Source organism: Pseudomonas sp. MWU12-3088 (assembly GCF_023242405.1).
Classification (GTDB): domain Bacteria; phylum Pseudomonadota; class Gammaproteobacteria; order Pseudomonadales; family Pseudomonadaceae; genus Aquipseudomonas; species Aquipseudomonas kribbensis.
Map to the genome: position 1 here is coordinate 438848 of NZ_JALJEA010000002.1, position 17723 is coordinate 456570.

At 55.3% G+C, this 17723-nt stretch carries 16 protein-coding genes; 8 read left to right on the forward strand and 8 right to left on the reverse strand.

All coding sequences use genetic code 11. The features are described from left to right. The first annotated feature begins 129 nt into the window (after nt 1-129). Together rep and M5B98_RS07825 are read left to right on the forward strand one after the other, a co-directional pair. Complete coding sequence (rep, locus tag M5B98_RS07820) at nt 130-2139, forward strand: DNA helicase Rep (protein ID WP_085708895.1); 2010 nt, start codon at nt 130-132, stop codon at nt 2137-2139. Nucleotides 2140-2196: 57 nt separating this feature from the next. Then, a complete protein-coding gene (locus tag M5B98_RS07825) occupies nt 2197-2769 on the forward strand; it encodes a xanthine phosphoribosyltransferase (protein ID WP_007920398.1) in 573 nt (190 codons plus the stop codon). Nucleotides 2770-2895: 126 nt separating this feature from the next. Here the strand turns inward: M5B98_RS07825 and M5B98_RS07830 are convergent, their stop codons facing one another. Next, nucleotides 2896-4818, reverse strand: coding sequence for an acetyl-CoA hydrolase/transferase C-terminal domain-containing protein (locus M5B98_RS07830; protein WP_248742374.1), 1923 nt, complete (start codon nt 4816-4818; stop codon nt 2896-2898). 589 nt (nt 4819-5407) lie between these two features. Here M5B98_RS07830 and lanM point away from each other — a divergent pair. The 4 genes from lanM to M5B98_RS07850 all read left to right on the forward strand — a co-directional run bounded on the left by lanM (nt 5408) and on the right by M5B98_RS07850 (nt 10810). After that, nucleotides 5408-8338 carry a type 2 lanthipeptide synthetase LanM gene (gene lanM / locus M5B98_RS07835; protein ID WP_248742375.1) on the forward strand — a complete coding sequence of 977 codons (2931 nt, stop codon included), beginning with the start codon at nt 5408-5410 and terminating at the stop codon, nt 8336-8338. Beyond that, nucleotides 8335-9213 (forward strand): hypothetical protein, encoded by an 879-nt coding sequence (locus M5B98_RS07840; protein ID WP_248742376.1) that lies wholly within the window; start codon nt 8335-8337, stop codon nt 9211-9213. Before lanM ends, M5B98_RS07840 begins: the two co-directional genes overlap by 4 nt. A gap of 243 nt (nt 9214-9456) precedes the next feature. Continuing rightward, nucleotides 9457-10098, forward strand: a complete 642-nt coding sequence (locus M5B98_RS07845) for a hypothetical protein (RefSeq protein WP_248742377.1) — start codon at nt 9457-9459, stop codon at nt 10096-10098. Beyond that, nucleotides 10091-10810 (forward strand): AAA family ATPase, encoded by a 720-nt coding sequence (locus M5B98_RS07850; RefSeq protein ID WP_248742378.1) that lies wholly within the window; start codon nt 10091-10093, stop codon nt 10808-10810. Before M5B98_RS07845 ends, M5B98_RS07850 begins: the two co-directional genes overlap by 8 nt. A 54-nt stretch (nt 10811-10864) precedes the next feature. On the opposite strand, the gene M5B98_RS07855 is transcribed toward M5B98_RS07850, so the two are convergent. The 5 genes from M5B98_RS07855 to dadA all read right to left on the reverse strand — a co-directional run bounded on the left by M5B98_RS07855 (nt 10865) and on the right by dadA (nt 14900). After that, nucleotides 10865-11281, reverse strand: a complete 417-nt coding sequence (locus M5B98_RS07855; protein ID WP_025112727.1) for a c-type cytochrome — start codon at nt 11279-11281, stop codon at nt 10865-10867. A gap of 182 nt (nt 11282-11463) precedes the next feature. Continuing rightward, complete coding sequence (locus M5B98_RS07860; RefSeq protein ID WP_003229444.1) at nt 11464-12012, reverse strand: cupin domain-containing protein; 549 nt, start codon at nt 12010-12012, stop codon at nt 11464-11466. 89 nt (nt 12013-12101) lie between these two features. Then, nucleotides 12102-13175 carry an alanine racemase gene (gene alr / locus M5B98_RS07865; RefSeq protein ID WP_248742379.1) on the reverse strand — a complete coding sequence of 358 codons (1074 nt, stop codon included), beginning with the start codon at nt 13173-13175 and terminating at the stop codon, nt 12102-12104. A gap of 95 nt (nt 13176-13270) precedes the next feature. Next, a complete protein-coding gene (locus M5B98_RS07870) occupies nt 13271-13624 on the reverse strand; it encodes a RidA family protein (protein WP_085708889.1) in 354 nt (117 codons plus the stop codon). Beyond that, nucleotides 13596-14900, reverse strand: a complete 1305-nt coding sequence (gene dadA, locus M5B98_RS07875; RefSeq protein WP_085731396.1) for a D-amino acid dehydrogenase — start codon at nt 14898-14900, stop codon at nt 13596-13598. The genes M5B98_RS07870 and dadA overlap by 29 nt, the downstream gene beginning before the upstream one ends. A 154-nt stretch (nt 14901-15054) precedes the next feature. Between dadA and M5B98_RS07880 the strand changes: the two genes are divergently transcribed. Then, the gene (locus tag M5B98_RS07880) at nt 15055-15543 is read left to right on the forward strand and encodes an Lrp/AsnC ligand binding domain-containing protein (protein ID WP_003177284.1); all 489 of its coding nucleotides are present in this window, start codon (nt 15055-15057) and stop codon (nt 15541-15543) included. A gap of 4 nt (nt 15544-15547) precedes the next feature. Here the strand turns inward: M5B98_RS07880 and M5B98_RS07885 are convergent, their stop codons facing one another. Beyond that, nucleotides 15548-15901, reverse strand: coding sequence for a YkgJ family cysteine cluster protein (locus M5B98_RS07885; RefSeq protein ID WP_114886315.1), 354 nt, complete (start codon nt 15899-15901; stop codon nt 15548-15550). A gap of 145 nt (nt 15902-16046) precedes the next feature. On the opposite strand from M5B98_RS07885, the gene M5B98_RS07890 reads away from it, so the two are divergent. Then, nucleotides 16047-17357, forward strand: a complete 1311-nt coding sequence (locus M5B98_RS07890) for an NAD(P)/FAD-dependent oxidoreductase (protein WP_248742380.1) — start codon at nt 16047-16049, stop codon at nt 17355-17357. A 34-nt stretch (nt 17358-17391) separates the two neighbouring features. Here M5B98_RS07890 and M5B98_RS07895 read toward each other — a convergent pair whose 3' ends face one another. Continuing rightward, nucleotides 17392-17637 (reverse strand): DUF1127 domain-containing protein, encoded by a 246-nt coding sequence (locus tag M5B98_RS07895; protein WP_119426800.1) that lies wholly within the window; start codon nt 17635-17637, stop codon nt 17392-17394. Between the last annotated feature and the right edge of the window lie 86 nt (nt 17638-17723).

Sequence of the window (17723 nt, forward strand, 5' to 3'; positions counted from 1 at the left end):
ATCCTGCGTGAAAGTATCAAAACCGGCAAATTTGAATCGCGTGGTGCGTCACAAGTCGGAGAGAGCAGCACAAATCGCTGAGCCTGTTAAAATGCCGGCCCATTTCGTCAACGACTCCCGAATTTTCGTATGTCCCGACTCAATCCCCGGCAGCAAGAAGCCGTGAACTACGTCGGCGGCCCTCTATTGGTGCTCGCCGGTGCTGGCTCCGGCAAGACCAGCGTGATCACGCGCAAGATTGCGCACCTGATCCAGAACTGCGGCATCCGCGCCCAGTACATCGTCGCCATGACCTTCACCAACAAGGCCGCGCGCGAGATGAAGGAACGGGTCGGCACCCTGCTGCGTCCCGGCGAAGGTCGCGGCCTGACGGTCTGCACCTTCCACAACCTGGGCCTGAACATCATCCGCAAGGAACATGAACGGCTGGGCTACAAACCCGGTTTCTCGATCTTCGACGAAACCGACGTCAAGTCGCTGATGACCGACATCATGCAGAAGGAATACGCAGGCGACGACGGTGTCGACGAGATCAAGAACATGATCGGCGCCTGGAAAAACGACCTGATCCTGCCGGCCGTGGCCCTGGAAAACGCCCGCAACCCCAAGGAGCAGACCGCCGCCATCGTCTACACCCACTACCAGCGCACGCTCAAGGCGTTCAACGCGGTGGACTTCGACGACCTGATCCTGCTGCCGGTGAAACTCTTCGAAGAACACGCCGACATCCTCGAAAAGTGGCAGAACAAGGTGCGTTACCTGCTGGTGGACGAATACCAGGACACCAACGCCAGCCAGTATTTGCTGGTGAAAATGCTCATCGGCAAACGCAACCAGTTCACCGTGGTAGGCGACGACGACCAGTCGATCTACGCCTGGCGCGGCGCGCGGCCGGAAAACCTGATGCTGCTCAAGGACGACTATCCGTCCCTGAAAGTGGTGATGCTGGAGCAGAACTACCGCTCCACCAGCCGCATCCTGCGCTGCGCCAACGTACTGATTTCGAACAACCCGCACGAATTCGAAAAGCAGCTGTGGAGTGAAATGGGCCACGGCGACGAGATCCGCGTGATCCGCTGCCGCAACGAAGACGCCGAAGCCGAGCGCGTGGCCATGGAAATCCTCAGCCTGCACTTGCGCACCGACCGCCCGTACAGCGATTTCGCGATCCTCTATCGCGGCAACTACCAGGCCAAGCTGATCGAGCTGAAACTGCAGCACCATCAGGTGCCGTACCGTCTGAGCGGTGGCAACAGCTTCTTCGGCCGCCAGGAAGTGAAAGACCTGATGGCCTACTTCCGCCTGATCGTGAACCCGGACGACGACAACGCCTTCCTGCGCGTGATCAACGTGCCGCGCCGGGAAATCGGCTCAACGACCCTGGAAAAACTTGGCAACTACGCCACCGAACGCAAGATCTCGATGTACGCCGCCACCGACGAACTCGGCCTGGGCGAGCATCTGGACAGCCGCTTCACCGATCGCCTGTCGCGCTTCAAGCGCTTCATGGACAAGGTGCGCGAGCAGTGCGCCGGCGAAGACCCGATCTCGGCCCTGCGCAGCATGGTCATGGACATCGACTACGAGAACTGGCTGCGCACCAACAGCTCCAGCGACAAAGCTGCGGACTACCGGATGAGCAACGTCTGGTTCCTGATCGAAGCCTTGAAGAACACCCTGGAAAAAGACGAAGACGGCGAAATGACCGTCGAGGACGCCATCGGCAAACTCGTTCTGCGTGACATGCTGGAACGTCAGCAGGAAGAGGAAGACGGCGCCGAAGGCGTGCAGATGATGACCCTGCATGCATCCAAGGGGCTGGAATTCCCTTACGTGTTCATCATGGGCATGGAAGAGGAAATCCTCCCGCACCGCTCCAGTATCGAAGCCGACACCATCGAAGAAGAACGCCGCCTGGCCTACGTGGGCATTACCCGCGCGCGCCAGACCCTCGCGTTTACCTTCGCCGCCAAGCGCAAACAGTACGGCGAGATCATCGACTGCGCGCCCAGCCGCTTCCTCGATGAGCTGCCGCCGGACGACCTGGCCTGGGAAGGCAACGACGACACACCGACCGAAGTCAAAGCCGTGCGGGGCAATAGCGCACTGGCTGATATACGCGCGATGTTAAAGCGCTAGAATTGACCACTTTTTACTAGACCTTCGGCGCACAAAGCGCCAAATGAGGACAGCTTCATGGAAGCATTGCACCAGAAAATCCGCGAACAAGGCATCGTGCTTTCCGACCAGGTCCTGAAGGTCGACGCCTTCCTGAACCACCAGATCGACCCGGCCCTGATGAAGCTGATCGGCGACGAATTCGCCTCGCTGTTCAAGGATTCCGGCATCACCAAGATCGTCACCATCGAAGCCTCGGGCATCGCCCCGGCGATCATGACCGGTCTGAACCTCGGCGTGCCGGTGATTTTCGCCCGCAAGCAACAGTCCCTGACCCTGACTGAAAACCTGCTGTCGGCGACCGTTTACTCGTTCACCAAGAAGACCGAAAGCACCGTGGCCATCTCCCCGCGTCACCTGACCAGCAGCGACCGCGTGCTGATCATCGACGACTTCCTGGCCAACGGTAAGGCGTCCCAGGCGCTGATTTCGATCATCAAGCAGGCCGGCGCTACCGTCGCGGGCCTGGGCATCGTGATCGAAAAGTCGTTCCAGGGCGGCCGTGCGGAGCTGGACTCGCAGGGTTATCGCGTCGAGTCGCTGGCTCGCGTGAAGTCGCTGAAGGATGGCGTCGTGACCTTCATCGAGTAAGCAACCCCGCATTACCTCTGTGGGAGCCAGCCTGCTGGCGATGGCATCGTGTCAGTCAACATCTTCAGGACTGGCAGATAGCAATCGCCAGCAGGCTGGCTCCCACAGTTGCTTTGGGTGTTGGAGTTATTGTGCGGTGGCTTTGAGGCCAGTGAGCAACAACCGCTGAAACAGGTCCTCCTTCAGGCCTTCCGGGTGGGTGAGCTGCATGCGCGCCAGATGTTCCGGATACAGCGAAGCCTCCGGCGCATCCAGCGCTGCCTTGCCCAGCTCCAGAATCTCCGTCAGTTTGAACTTGCTCTTGAGCCAGTTCAGCGCCCGCAACAGATCCTTCTCGACCTCATTGAAATCGCAGCCGAGTGGATACTCCGGAAACAGGTTCGGATGCCGCGCGGCAATCGCCTGCAAGCGTTGCGGGGTGTTGTCGGTAAAACGCGGATCGAGACGGAAATCCTTCGGCAGCTTGCCGACCTTCTGCGCCTGCTCGATCAGGCCCTGCTGGAAGCGTGAGTCGCTGATATTGAGCAACGCTTCGATTACCACCGCATCGGACTTGCCACGCAGATCGGCGATGCCGTACTCGGTCACCACGATGTCGCGCAGATGCCGCGGAATCGTGCAGTGGCCGTACTCCCAGACAATGTTCGAACTGACATCGCCGCCGGACTCGCGCCAGCTGCGCAGCAGCAGGATCGACCGCGCATCATGCAGCGCATGGCCCTGGGCGACGAAGTTGTATTGCCCGCCGACACCGCTAAGCACACGGCCATCCTGCAACTGATCGGACACCCCGGCCCCGAGCAGGGTCATGGTGAACGCGGTGTTGATGAATCGTGCATCAAGACGCTGTAGGCGCTTGAGCTCTTCCTGACCGTACAGCTCGTTGATGTAGCTGATGCGGGTCATGTTGAATTCAAGACGTTTGCTGTGGGGCAGCTCGCGCAGGCGCTTATAGAAACTGCGCGGCCCGAGGAAGAAGCCGCCATGCACTGATATGCCGTCGGTTTGTGCGGCTTCGTCGAGAGTGCCGGCGTTGGCCTGTTCCTGAGTCTGCACGTCCGGGTAGACCTTGCGCCGGATGATCCCGGCGTCCGCCAGCACCAGCAGGCCGTTGACGAACATTTCGCTGCACCCGTAAAGGCCCTTGGCGAACGGTTCAATTCCGCCCTCGCGTTCGATCAGTTGCGCCCACTGGCTGAGGTTCACATCGGCCAGCAACTCACGATACCCGGCATTGTCGGCCTGACGCGCCAGCAACGCGGCAGTCAGCGCATCGCCCATCGAACCGATGCCGATCTGCAAGGTGCCGCCATCGCGCACCAACGTACTGGCGTGCAGACCGATGAAATGATCCTGAAAGCCGACGGGCATGTTCGGTGTGGAGAACAGCGTGCTGCTGTCCTTCTCATCGATCAGCAGGTCGAAAGTATCGATGTCGACTTCGGCGTCGCCCGGCATGTACGGCAGCTCGGTGTGCACCTGACCGACCAGCAGAATGGTCTCCCCCGCCGCCCGGCGTTTGGCGATCATCGGGAACAGGTCAAGGGTGATGTCCGGGTTGCAGCTCAGGCTCAGGCGATCAGGATGGTCGCTGCTGCTGGCGAGTAACTGCGCCACCAGATTCAGGCCGGCGGCGTTGATGTCGCGGGCGGCGTGGCTGTAGTTGCTGCTGACGTAATCCTGCTGGGCCGGCGCGCTGTTGAGCAGGCTGCCGGGCTGCATGAAGAACTGCTCGATGCGGATGTTCGCCGGAAGGCTGTCGCGGCGCAGGTCAGCGAGAAAATCCAGCTCCGGGTAATCACCAAACACCCGCTCGACGAAGGGTTCGATGAAGCGCTTCTGCAAGCCATCTCCCAACGCAGGACGGCCGAGGCACAGGGCGGTGTAGATAGTCAGTTGCCGTTCGGGCAATCCGGCAACCCGCCGGTACAGCGCGTTGACGAAGGGATTGGGTTTGCCCAGCCCCAGTGGCAGGCCCATGTGGATGTGCGCCGGCAACCGTGCCAGCACGTCGTCCACTGCCTGTTCGATCGAACACAACTGCACCATCTGAAGCCTCCTGCCCGTTCCGTGAATAGGGGTAGACCGAGATTGCCGGGGATTTACTTCCGAGGGAAGACGATCAAAGAAGAAAACCTTAAAAATGCCCGATTCGCCAAACCTGCGATCTGGTTGCCAAGACCAAAGGAAAATCTTTAGACATAACAATGAACTATCAGTGCCTAAAGAATTGCCTCACGAACTAAAAGATACTTTCCTACACCACCTCGAATTCAATCATGCAGTACTACAGGACGCGTCTGGATTGAAGTTATTTCAGCCCCCGCTAGGATTAGTAACGTAACACCTCAATACCAACGCCCTCCAGGCAAATACCAACTCACGCCAAGGCTTAATTATGGAAATCGACTTCCTGGCAATCCATCGTGCCCGGGCACGTGTTTTGAACTCAACAACACCTATCTCAACTTTGGCAATTCAAGCATTCAGCAACTTAAGTGCAGCAAGCAGCGGTTCGCGACCTTGCACCAGCTGCTGCTCACAATGTTGGCAAGGATGCTGCTACGCAACCTATATGTAGTTGAATCGGGCGGCACTCAATCCGAGTAGCCGCCCTTACCTTTGCAAGGATCAGATATTGAAAAACCCGATAGATTTTTTAAGTGAGACAATGAGCCCCGAGCGTGGCTATACCACTGACTGTCCGGTCTGGCCCTACCTGTCTTATTATATTTTCCATATCGAGAAAAGCATTTCACAGTTATGTGAAAACCACGAAGCGTATAAATCAACTGTAATCAATGGCTTTGTGACCAATCTTGCAGCAAGAATTACCAATGCGGCCAACAATGTATTGATAACGGAGAAACAAGTATTTGAAAAAACGACCTGCAGCAAGATGGAAACTGCTGCATATTTCGACTTGGTTAGCAGGAACAAAAATTATCTTGCCGATATAATTAACGCTTATCCCGAACTAGACCGGATCCTCACCAAAATCTCAAACAATTTTATTGAGTTCACAGTGCAACTCATTAAAGCCTTGATCGATGACAGGCAAGAGATCAACAAAAAGTTCAACATCCCGACCGGAGCCAACCTTTCCGCAATTGAGGTCTCGTCCGGCGAAACTCACAATGGATCCCGAACCGTCTGTACGCTGTCGTTTGATTCCATTAAGGTGCTTTACAAACCGAGAAACTTGAAACTTGAATCCGACGCATCTGATCTATTGCTTTATTTGAGCAATGCAGCTGGAGATAATTACCGAGACTGGAAAATACCAAAATACCTTGTAAAAGACGAGCATGGCTGGTCAGAGCATACCCCTCAAAAGCAAGCAGAAAGTGAAAAAGAAGTTTCATCGTATTTTAAAAAAGCTGGCTTCCTCTTAGGTTACTGCACAACCTTTATGGCTGCCGATATCACATCTGATAATTTGATTGCGCATGGCTCAAGTCCCATTCCAGTTGATCTAGAAACCATTTTCTACAGCAGCCTCAACATAGAAACCATCCCAAAAGAAGTACGCTGGAATGTCACCCAAACAAGCATACTTCCAAACTGGACCTGGAAAGGCACCGATGGTATCGGCGTAGATTTGAGCGCACTGGGGGGATTATCGGAGCAATATGTCAGCCTGAACCTGTATCAACATTTAGAAGACGAGAGTGGACATAGCCAGTTTAGCATGGACGGAGTGAAAATATTTCCAAACCAAAACGTTTTATATCTCAACGGAAAACCGGCGCAGCCGTGGGACTACGAAAAAGAAATTATTGAGGGCCTGAACACATTATTTTCCATTGTGAGTAGTGATCAGTCTTCAATTATCGAAATTATTAGTTCTCTCCGAGGGCGAAGAAATAGGTATATCCCAAGACCGACCGCCACATACCACTACGCTATTCAATGCTCCTTACATGCGACATTAATGCGATGTACTAAAAAACGAGCAGCCTTCCTTGAGAATATTCTTAATAATGACACCGCTCCTGCAATAGGTTTCCTCAGCGCAGAGATCGCCGCTTGCCTCGATCTGGACGTACCCTTTGCTCAAGGAAAAACTGGGGGCCTTGAATTTCACGAGCCTAGGTATGATGGCTCTGGATACCTCGATAGCAATGATTACATAAATGGAATAGATAACAGTGTACGGTACGTCAGAGCCCTGGATAAGAATAGAGTTGCATTTGAAGAAAAATTGACTACCAACACGTTATTAGCAATGAGGAACATGTATGAACATGGGAACAACCTCACGGATCACACATTCAAACAACACGATGATATTAACGACCCTCGCTACTCCAACACAAATAAGATCATTGAAAAAATCAGGTCATCAACAGAAATAAATGCGAAATTGATCAATGAAATGCTAGCCACTGAAATTTCTAGCAACGGGCTTTGGCTAGGATTTCATTCATCACCTGGTGGCTACATGGAATTCTCAGAGCTAGGAGACGATTTCTACTATGGACTGTCTGGCATTCTCTATGGCTGCGTAGTTGCTACCAGCCGCTGCAATGCTATAGATAAACACTTAGTAGTCGAACTGCTAAATATTTGCTGCACCAGGATATTCAAAAAACTTTCAAATAAAGGTGCGCACTTAGGTGGATTTCACTTCGGCTTATCCTCTGCGATCATACCGCTACTGATAAGCTTAGACTATTTTGACGATGAAAGAGAAAGCGAACTGCTGCAGCTTTACAAAAAATACGTCCAGGAAGTGCTTATTGAGCCATGGTGGCAGAAATATTTTTGGGGCTCTGACTTTCTATCAGGTATGTTCGGCACTCTAAATGTACTGACGCATCTATTTAGTCTAACGAAAGATTCAGATTTTTCTGATTTAGCCAGAAATTTATACAAAAAAATAGAAACAGAACTCACGCCTATATCTGGCAAAAAGCTAACCACATTCGATAATGCAGTCACATCCAGAGCCGATGCCTTATTGAGCGGCTTGTCTCATGGAATCATGGGGTGCGCATATTCATTATTTTACTTCAATGACCTCATTGCAAAAAAAGACTCAGTTTATGAATTATTCATGGGATTTCTATCTTGGGAACTCGAAGAATATGATGGAGCAATAGAAAACTGGCATGACTATAGAAAACGCTCAGCATCGAGCACGGGCGAGTTTTCATGGAGTCATGGTTTACCAGGAAATTACTTGGCAATAGATTATTTCGCGAGAAAAGGAGTGCAGCAGGCAATAGAATTCTTGGAGAAAAACCCATCCGAAGTAGTATTCTCATACAGGAATCTGGAAAAAAGAAAGAGGCCTATTAACGACTCGTTATGCCATGGCGCTTATGGGATTCTAAACATCATAAAGAAGCTTTCAACCAAATCACTGTGCGATCCGAAGGTCTTTCTTTGGTCGAACATTATTAACTTAGGCGAACAAAACTCTAGAGTACTTAGAACAAACGCCGCAGATCCTTTAGGTTTGTGGATCGGACGAGTCGGAACCCTGATCGGATCCATTGCACTAATTGAACACGACTATGAATTTCCATTTCTCCCCCACCAAATGGAATTTCTGAAATCATGAAAAACAACTTGATAATTTGCTGCTTTGGTGTGGGCATTTCAATTGCAACGAGCGCATCACCCTACTTAATTGGCAACTCAATTAATTTGTATCTAGCAAGCGACAACTTATATTTATATGCACTTACAAGCGCTTCACTGTTCATCATCATCACTCCGCCATTAAAATTGGCAGCCAATATCTATATCCAAAGAACGACTTCCAAGACAAGGTATATTTTAAAAAAGACAATCCTGAATTATTTACTAAACACACGCCTCCAAACCAAAAGGAAATTAGGCGAGCGGATCGAGCTAATTGATGGCGATGTCGACGGCTCGACCTATCTATATCATTCCGTTTATTTTGATATTTCACTAAACGGCAGCATCATTATCGCTGCGCTCGTGATAACTGCCCTTTATCATCCACTTCTGGCGCTCGCACCACTTAGCGGCCTCCTTTATGCTACTGCAGCATATTTTTTGACTCGAAGAAACAGCAACTCATTATTTTCTGACTATATTCAAAAAAACACTGCAACAATCGGCAACATTTGTGAGCATTTATATGACGCAACACCATACACCGACAGGCTTGAACTCGACATAAAAAATGTAAAACGCCTCGCTTTTCGCTCCAGTCTCAAAGCATCAACTTTCGAGTCTGTTTCAGGCTCATGTTATCCGGTAGCGATGTTAGTTTTATTCTTGGTATCGACCCATCTGCTAAGGTCCGGCGATTCGAATATAGGCGCTATTTTTGCCTCAACCATCTATCTTGAGCGCGTACTGAGCCCGACGATGTCACTGATATCAATTTACTACTCAAGCAGAGAGGCATCTTATAGACGAAGTCGAATTCGCAGCTACGAACTACAGAATGAGGGACATTGAGCTATGTTTATATGTCTACGAAAAAACCTGGTCTTGTTATTGCTTTCTATTATTTGCCTAACGTTAGCAGCCACCTGTCAATTGCTAATACCATCAGTCGTCGCAAAGAGCCTAACTGCTCTCACCAGTGGTGCTATTTACGCTGAACTATACTGGATCCTTATCGCTGTTTTTTTAACCAAGCTGTCAACGCAAACCCTGGGCAGCTCCTTGGCAACACTCATAGAAGCGAGATCTCGCTTTATGCTTATCGATTTTATCGTGCATGATGAGCGCCCCTCTCCATTATGGTCTCGCGTAACGATGATAAAAGAGGATGCCGAGAAAATCGCTTCTGTCATTCATGACTCAATTCATTTTATCGGCACTTGCATTTTGGCATTTTCCACAGCCTATATCCTGCTTAAGGAAAACGTTTACTTCCTCCTACCCATTGCGTCCATTGTCACATTGACGTGTGTGCAATTGAGGTTTGCGAAGCCTGTAATCCAGCGATTATATGAAGCAGAAATGTCGAAGGAAGAGTTGTACAAGGAGTCGCTCATTAATACTTTCAACGTATCCAGTGACGGCGAGCGAAGTAAAATTCAGCTTGCCAGGAGCTATGGATATTTGAATGACACTGTACGAGCACGTTACAAGTTTCAAAAAGCAAGCACCCTACAGTCCTTCTGGCCGGAAATGGCTATCTCGGCAGGGACTGCATCGGTCATTTTTTTCAGCGCCACTGCCACACCGGAACTATTCGGCGAGCGTCTCATTGCCTGCCTTGGCTATATCGGAATTTTTGCCATGGCTAGCACGACTTCGATAAGACTAGGAATAGCGATGATTGGAGTAAAGGTATCCTTGAATAGAATCTTCAGAGGGTATCGCTATGAATGATTTATTTATCCAGCAAATACGTCTGAAGCCAGACATGATGGCGGCTGACTGCCTGCGCGGCCTATTCCCGCTTGAATTCAGCAGTTCCATAACTGTTTTTATCGGAGAAAATGGCTCAGGGAAATCTACTTTACTTGAAGCTCTCGCCATCAAATTGGGTTGCAATCCAGAAGGCGGTGGGAAGAATTTCAATTTCTCGACCGAGAACACCCACTCGAATCTGCACGAAACCCTGACGCTTTCAAAAGGCTACCGAAAGGAGAAGGACGTTTTTTTCTACAGAGCAGAAACCTTCTATAACTTGAACACTGCGATCCGCAAGCTTGACGCAGAGGCGAGCTTTGATCCCGAAATAAAAACCTACTACGGCGGCGAGGATATGCATTGCATGTCGCACGGTGAAGCAATGGAGGCGCTGTTTCAAAACCGATTCAAAGCCCAGGGACTGTACGTTCTCGATGAACCGGAAGCGTCGTTATCCCCATTGAGGCAATTGGTGTTTATCAACCGAGTAATGGAGCTATCGCGCAAGGGTGCACAGTTCATCATCGCCACTCACTCACCGCTCATTATGTCGATCCCGGGATGTGATCTGAGACAGATTTCGGAAGGGCGCTCCGAAGCAATAGCCCCGGCAGATACTGATGCTTATGCAGTGTACAAAGCCGTGCTGAATTCTTCCGGTGCCTTTATCGCGAAAAGCACACAGTGATATTGCAGACAAAAAAACCGTCCGAAGACGGTTTTTTTTCGTCAGAAGCGCGCCTTATTTCAGGCCGGACATCTTCTGGATAGCGCCCTTCAGCTCGTCATCCGAGCAGTCGGCGCAGGTGCCTTTCGGAGGCATCGAGTTCAGGCCGGTGATGGCTTTGGCCAGCAGGCCGTCCAGGCCGCCCTGGTGATCGGCACGGTCTTTCCAGGCTGCCGCGTCACCGATTTTCGGTGCACCCAGCAGGCCGGTGCCGTGGCAAGCGTTGCAATGTTTGGCAATCACTTCGTCCGGCGTCTTGGCGCCGCCACCGCCGCCTGCCGAAGCGGCGACTTCCATCCCCTTGCACTCTTGCCCTTGAACACACACCTGGCCGACAGGCTCGAGGCGTTTGGCAATGTCGTCATTCGTCGCAGCTTGAGCGCTGACAGCCCAGAGGGCCAGTACGGTTGCTGGTGCAGCCAGCATTTTCATAATTAGATTCACGCGTTCACCCTCAATGGTGGCTATTCACGCCTGCGGCCACGGTTCGCAGGCGGGCGCAAGTATAGCGGGTAGCCCGCCACACTGAAACAACCCCAAAGTTAAAGGGGTCTTGTTGCGCATCGGTCAAACAGTCCGGACACCTTTGCCGCAGTGGCCTGGCGCCTCTCGGTTTAAAAGTTCGCCGGCGTGGCTGCGCTGATTAGTCGCGCCGGTGCGTCGAACGGATTACGGAAACGATGCGGCTTGGTACTTTCAAAGTAGTAGCTGTCGCCAGCTTCGAGGATAAAAGTTTCAAGACCCACCACCAGCTCCAGACGACCTTCCACCAGAATCCCGGTTTCCTCGCCTTCATGGGTGAGCATTTCTTCGCCGGTATCGGCGCCCGGCGGGTAGATTTCATTGAGGAACGCGATGGCCCGGCTCGGGTGCGCGCGACCGACCAGTTTCATGGTCACGGCGCCGTCGGAAATGTCGATCAGCTCGTTGGCCTTGTAGACGATCTGGGTCGGTTTTTCCTGGAGGATTTCTTCGGAAAAGAACTCGACCATGGACATGGGAATCCCGCCCAGCACCTTCCTCAGCGAACTGATCGAAGGGCTGACGCTGTTCTTTTCGATCATCGAAATGGTGCTGTTGGTGACGCCCGCGCGCTTGGCGAGTTCACGCTGGGAAAGCCCTTTGAGCTTGCGGATCGATTGCAGTCGTTCACCGACGTCCAAGGCTTGGGCCTCCTGAGTGTTGTAGAAATATTGAGCGTTATCATGGCGACAGCGTTCAGTATTTACAACACTTGGGCCCGGCCCGGGCGTCAACCCTCGGAATAGAGCCTTGGCACCCGACGCAGGTTGCAGAAAATCTGGTACGGAATGGTGTCCGCCCACTTCGCCACGTCGCTGGCGAGGATGTTCTTGCCCCACAGCTCGACGGTCGAACCCAGGCCGGCTTCCGGCACGTCGGTCAGGTCGATGCAGAGCATGTCCATCGAAACCCGGCCCAATATGCGACTGCGCTTGCCCGCCACCAGCACCGGGGTGCCGGTCGGCGCCTGGCGCGGATAACCGTCGGCGTACCCCATGGCGACCACGCCGATGCGCATCGGTTTGTCGGTGATGAATTTTGCGCCGTAACCCACCGGTTCGCCGGCCGGCAGTTCGCGCACGCTGATGACTTTCGATTCAAGAGTCATCACCGGTTGCAGGCGCTCGGCCACGGCGTTGGCTTCTTCGAACGGGGTGGCGCCGTAGAGCATGATGCCCGGGCGTACCCAGTCGCTGTGAATCTGTGGCCAACCGAGCACCGCCGGCGAGTTGCGCAGGCTGACTTCGGCGGCCAGGCCCTGACGCGCAGCCTCGAACACGGCGACCTGATCCGCGCTGCTCTGCTCATGCAGTTCATCGGCCCGGGCGAAGTGGCTCATCAGCACGACTTTCGCCACTTTGCCGCTGGCCAGCAGACGCTGGTAAGCCGCCGGGTAATCCTTCGGGTGCAGACCGACGCGGTGCATGCCCGAATCGAGCTTCAGCCACACGGTGATCGGTTTGCTCAACGCCGCCTGCTCGATGGCTTCTAGCTGCCACAGCGAATGCACCACGCACCAGAAATCATGCTCGACGATCAGCGCCAGCTCATCGGCCTCGAAAAAGCCTTCGAGCAACAGCACCGGCGCACGAATCCCGGCGGCACGCAGCTCCAGGGCCTCTTCGATACACGCCACCGCGAAGCCGTCCGCTTCAGCCTCCAGCGCCTGGGCGCAACGTACCGCGCCATGGCCGTAGGCATCGGCCTTGATCACTGCCAGTGCCTTGGCACCGGTGATTTCACGGGCGATACGGTAGTTGTGACGCAGGACTTCTAGATCGATCAGGGCACGGGCAGGACGCATGGCAGCAGACTTCTTGGCGGTCATGGGAATAAAAACCGGCGCTGACTGACGACGTGAACCGCCAACAGCACCGGGAGAGGGATCTTTACAACGGTTTACGGCAGCGCGGCGACGATGGAGATCTCGACCAGAATGCTCGGCTTGGCCATCTTCGCTTCGACCGTGGCACGGGCCGGGGCGGCGCCTTTGGGCAGCCACTGGTCCCACACCGAATTCATTCCGGCAAAGTGCGCCTCGATGTCGTTCAGATAGATCGTCGCCGACAGCAGATGCTGCTTGTCAGTCCCGGCCAGATCCAGCAGACGCTCGATATTGGCGAGCACGTCGCGGGTCTGCTGTTCGACCCCGGCGTTGAAGTCGTCACCGACCTGCCCGGCCAGATACACGATGCCGTTGTGGCTGACGATCTGACTCATGCGCTCATTGGTGAGCTGGCGCTGGATTGCCATGCTTTGCGGACTCCTGGGTCTTGTTGCCATAACGGGAAATATCGAGGCCTTCGGCGCTGATCTGCGGCTTTTTCTTCGCCATCAGGTCAGCCAGCAAACGACCGGAGCCGCACGCCATGGTCCAGCCAAGGGTGCCGTGACCGGTGTTCAGGAACAGGTTCTTGAACGGGGTGGCGCCGACGATCGGGGTGCCGTCCGGTGTGGTTGGACGCAGGCCGGTCCAGAAACTGGCTTCGGCCAGATTGCCGCCCTGAGGATAAAGGTCGTTGACGATCATCTCCAGAGTTTCGCGCCGACGCGGGTTCAGCGACAGGTCAAAACCGGCGATCTCCGCCATGCCGCCGACGCGGATGCGGTTGTCGAAACGGGTGATCGCGACCTTGTAGGTCTCGTCGAGAATGGTCGAAGTCGGGGCCATGGCCGGGTTGGTGATCGGCACGGTCAGCGAGTAACCCTTCAACGGATAAACCGGGGCCTTGATGCCCAGCGGCTTGAGCAGTTGCGGCGAGTAGCTGCCGAGGGCCAGCACGTAGCGGTCGGCGGTTTCCAGCTTGCCGTCGATCCACACGCCGTTGATGCGGTCACCGGCGAAGTCGAGGCGCTGGATGTCCTGGCCGAAGCGGAATTCCACACCCAGGTTCACCGCCATTTCGGCGAGGCGGGTGGTGAAGATCTGGCAGTCGCCGGTCTGGTCGTTCGGCAGGCGCAGGGCACCGGCGAGGATGTCGGTGACGCTGGCCAGGGCCGGCTCGACGCGGGCAATGCCGGCGCGGTCGAGGACTTCGAACGGTACGCCGGACTCTTTCAGGACGGCGATGTCCTTGGCGGCGCCATCAAGCTGCGCCTGAGTGCGGAACAGCTGGGTGGTACCCAGGCTGCGGCCTTCGTAGGCAATGCCGGTTTCGGCGCGCAATTCGTCGAGGCAGTCGCGGCTGTACTCGGACAGACGCACCATGCGCTCCTTGTTTACCGCGTAACGGTTGGCGGTGCAGTTGCGCAGCATCTGCGCCATCCACAAGTATTGGTCGATATCGGCGGTGGCCTTGATCGCCAGCGGCGCGTGGCGTTGCAGCAGCCACTTGATGGCCTTGAGCGGCACGCCCGGCGCGGCCCACGGCGAGGCATAGCCCGGCGAGACCTGGCCGGCGTTGGCGAAACTGGTCTCCATGGCCGCGGCTGGCTGCCGGTCGACCACCACCACTTCAAACCCGGCACGGGCCAGATAGTAAGCACTGGCGGTACCGATGACGCCGCTACCCAAGACCATAACGCGCATTTTTGTATCCCTCTCGCGGCGTGCCGCGTACGTCTGTTGTTAGAGCAATGATGCGCGCAGTGTAAAAAAGATTCGCCAGTGCTTTTCACTGTATAAGCGCCTATATTTGGCGACAATTCTCGGCAAAAACCCTTTTCACGGAGGCGCATCCCCTATGCGTACCAACACTCAGACCAAACGTGAGCTGGACAAGATCGACCGCAACATCTTGCGGATCCTGCAGGCGGACGGGCGGATTTCATTCACTGAACTGGGCGAGAAGGTCGGGCTCTCCACCACGCCGTGTACAGAGCGGGTGCGGCGCCTGGAGCGCGAGGGGATCATCATGGGCTACAACGCCCGCCTGAATCCGCAGCACTTGAAAGGCAGCCTGCTGGTGTTCGTCGAGATCAGCCTCGACTACAAATCCGGCGACACATTCGAAGAGTTCCGACGCGCCGTGCTGAAACTGCCCCACGTGCTGGAGTGCCACCTGGTGTCAGGGGACTTCGACTATCTGGTGAAGGCGCGGATTTCCGAGATGGCCTCGTACCGCAAGCTGCTGGGCGACATCCTGCTCAAGCTTCCGCACGTGCGCGAATCCAAGAGCTACATCGTCATGGAAGAAGTGAAAGAGAGCCTCAGCCTGCCGATTCCGGACTGATCGCTCAGACCAGCACCTGCCGGTTTTCGGCCATGTACTCGAACACCTGCTTCTCGACCCGTGGATGAATCAGCTCCACTGGCCGCCGGCCGTTGGGGCACGGCAAGGTCCGGGTGGTGCCGAACAACCGGCAGATCAGCGGCCGCTCGTCATACACCGTGCAGCCGTTCGGCCCCAGGTGTACGCAGTTGAGTTCTTCCATGGCCGCATCCTGCTCGGCGCGGGTCTTGCGCGGCAGACGGGCCATTTCTTCGGGCGAGGTGGTCACCGGCCCGCAGCAGTCGTGACAGCCCGGCACGCACTCGAACGTGGGAATCTGCTGACGCAGGGTGCGGATTTTCTGACTGTTGCAGCTCATTGCAGCGGTAACCGGAGCGGAATAGGCGGCAATTGTGCCGCAAAAGCCGTGATCCAGACACCACAGGCCGACCAATGTTGCCCGGCCTCGGGCCTGCGGCTTATGCTCCGTCAAATTTTCTCGACACCCGCTCAGGATGACGCCCATGAATGCCCGCGCCCAAGCCTTCGCGAGCCAACCCCACGTTGCCTCTTACTACGCCGCCAGCAGCCTGCCGCAGCCCGACCATCCGGTGCTGCAAGGTGAGCTGATCGCGGACGTGTGCGTGGTCGGCGGTGGTTTCTCCGGGCTTAACACCGCACTGGAACTGGCCGAGCGCGGCTTGAGCGTGGTGCTGCTGGAGGCGCACCGGATCGGCTGGGGAGCCAGCGGCCGCAACGGCGGGCAGTTGATTCGCGGGGTCGGTCATGGCCTCGACCAGTTCGCCAACGTGATCGGCGCCGACGGCGTGCGTCAGATGAAGCTCATGGGCTTGGAAGCCGTGGAAATCGTCCGACAGCGCGTCGAGAAATTTCAGATCCCCTGCGACCTGACCTGGGGTTACTGCGACCTCGCCAACAAACCTTCCGACCTGGAAGGCTTTGCCGAAGACGCTGAAGAATTGCGCGGCCTCGGTTACCGCTACGAAACCCGACTGTTGCAGGCCAACGAGATGCACACCGTGGTCGGCTCCAAACGCTACGTCGGTGGTTTGATCGACATGGGTTCCGGCCATCTGCATCCGCTGAATCTGGCACTCGGGGAAGCTGCTGCAGCGCAGCAACTCGGGGTGAAGCTGTTCGAGCAATCGGCAGTCACCCGCATCGACTACGGCGCCGAAGTCCGGGTCCATACGGCGCAAGGTTCGGTGCGGGCGAAGACCCTGGTGCTGGGCTGCAATGCCTATCTCAACAATCTGAATCCGCAACTCAGCGGCAAGGTGCTGCCGGCCGGCAGCTACATCATCGCCACCGAACCCTTGAGCGAAGAACAGGCCCACGCCCTGCTGCCGCAGAACATGGCGGTCTGCGACCAGCGGGTGGCGCTGGATTACTACCGGCTCTCGGCAGACCGTCGTCTGCTGTTCGGCGGCGCCTGCCATTATTCGGGGCGTGATCCAAAGGACATCGGCGCGTACATGCGGCCGAAGATGCTGGAAGTGTTCCCGCAGCTCGCGTCAGCGAAGATCGACTATCAGTGGGGCGGGATGATCGGTATCGGCGCCAACCGCCTGCCGCAGATTGGCCGGCTAAGCGATCAGCCGAACGTGTATTACGCTCAGGCCTATTCCGGCCACGGCGTGAATGCCACGCACCTGGCGGGCAAGTTGCTGGCCGAGGCAATCAGCGGCCAGCACAGCGGTGACTTTGATCTGTTCGCCAAAGTGCCACACATCACCTTCCCCGGCGGCAAGCATCTACGCTCGCCGTTGCTGGCGTTGGGGATGTTGTGGCATCGGCTCAAAGAACTGGTCTGAGATCGTTCCCACGCAGAGCGTGGGAACGATCCTTCTAGATCCGCCAGAACGGCTTCAACCCCTCCTCCAGCGCCTGTTCCCGGGTCAGCCCGACATCCTTGAGCTGCTCCGGCGTCAGCCCCAGCAGCGCCTTGCGCGTGTGCAGACGATGCCAGAACAGACCCCAGCGACTCAGGCCGGACGGGGCGTTGCGCAGCATCTCGTTGCGCGCCCTGTCCTGTTGCCCTGCCTCCAGTTCCTGACTGTGTAACGTCAGCCGCACATCGCTCAAGCCGTTCATTTTTGTCGCTCCTGTTTACTTGGGTAGCCAGAGATTCCATGATGCGCGGGCCGACAAAAGCATTACAGATTCAACACATCTGTATT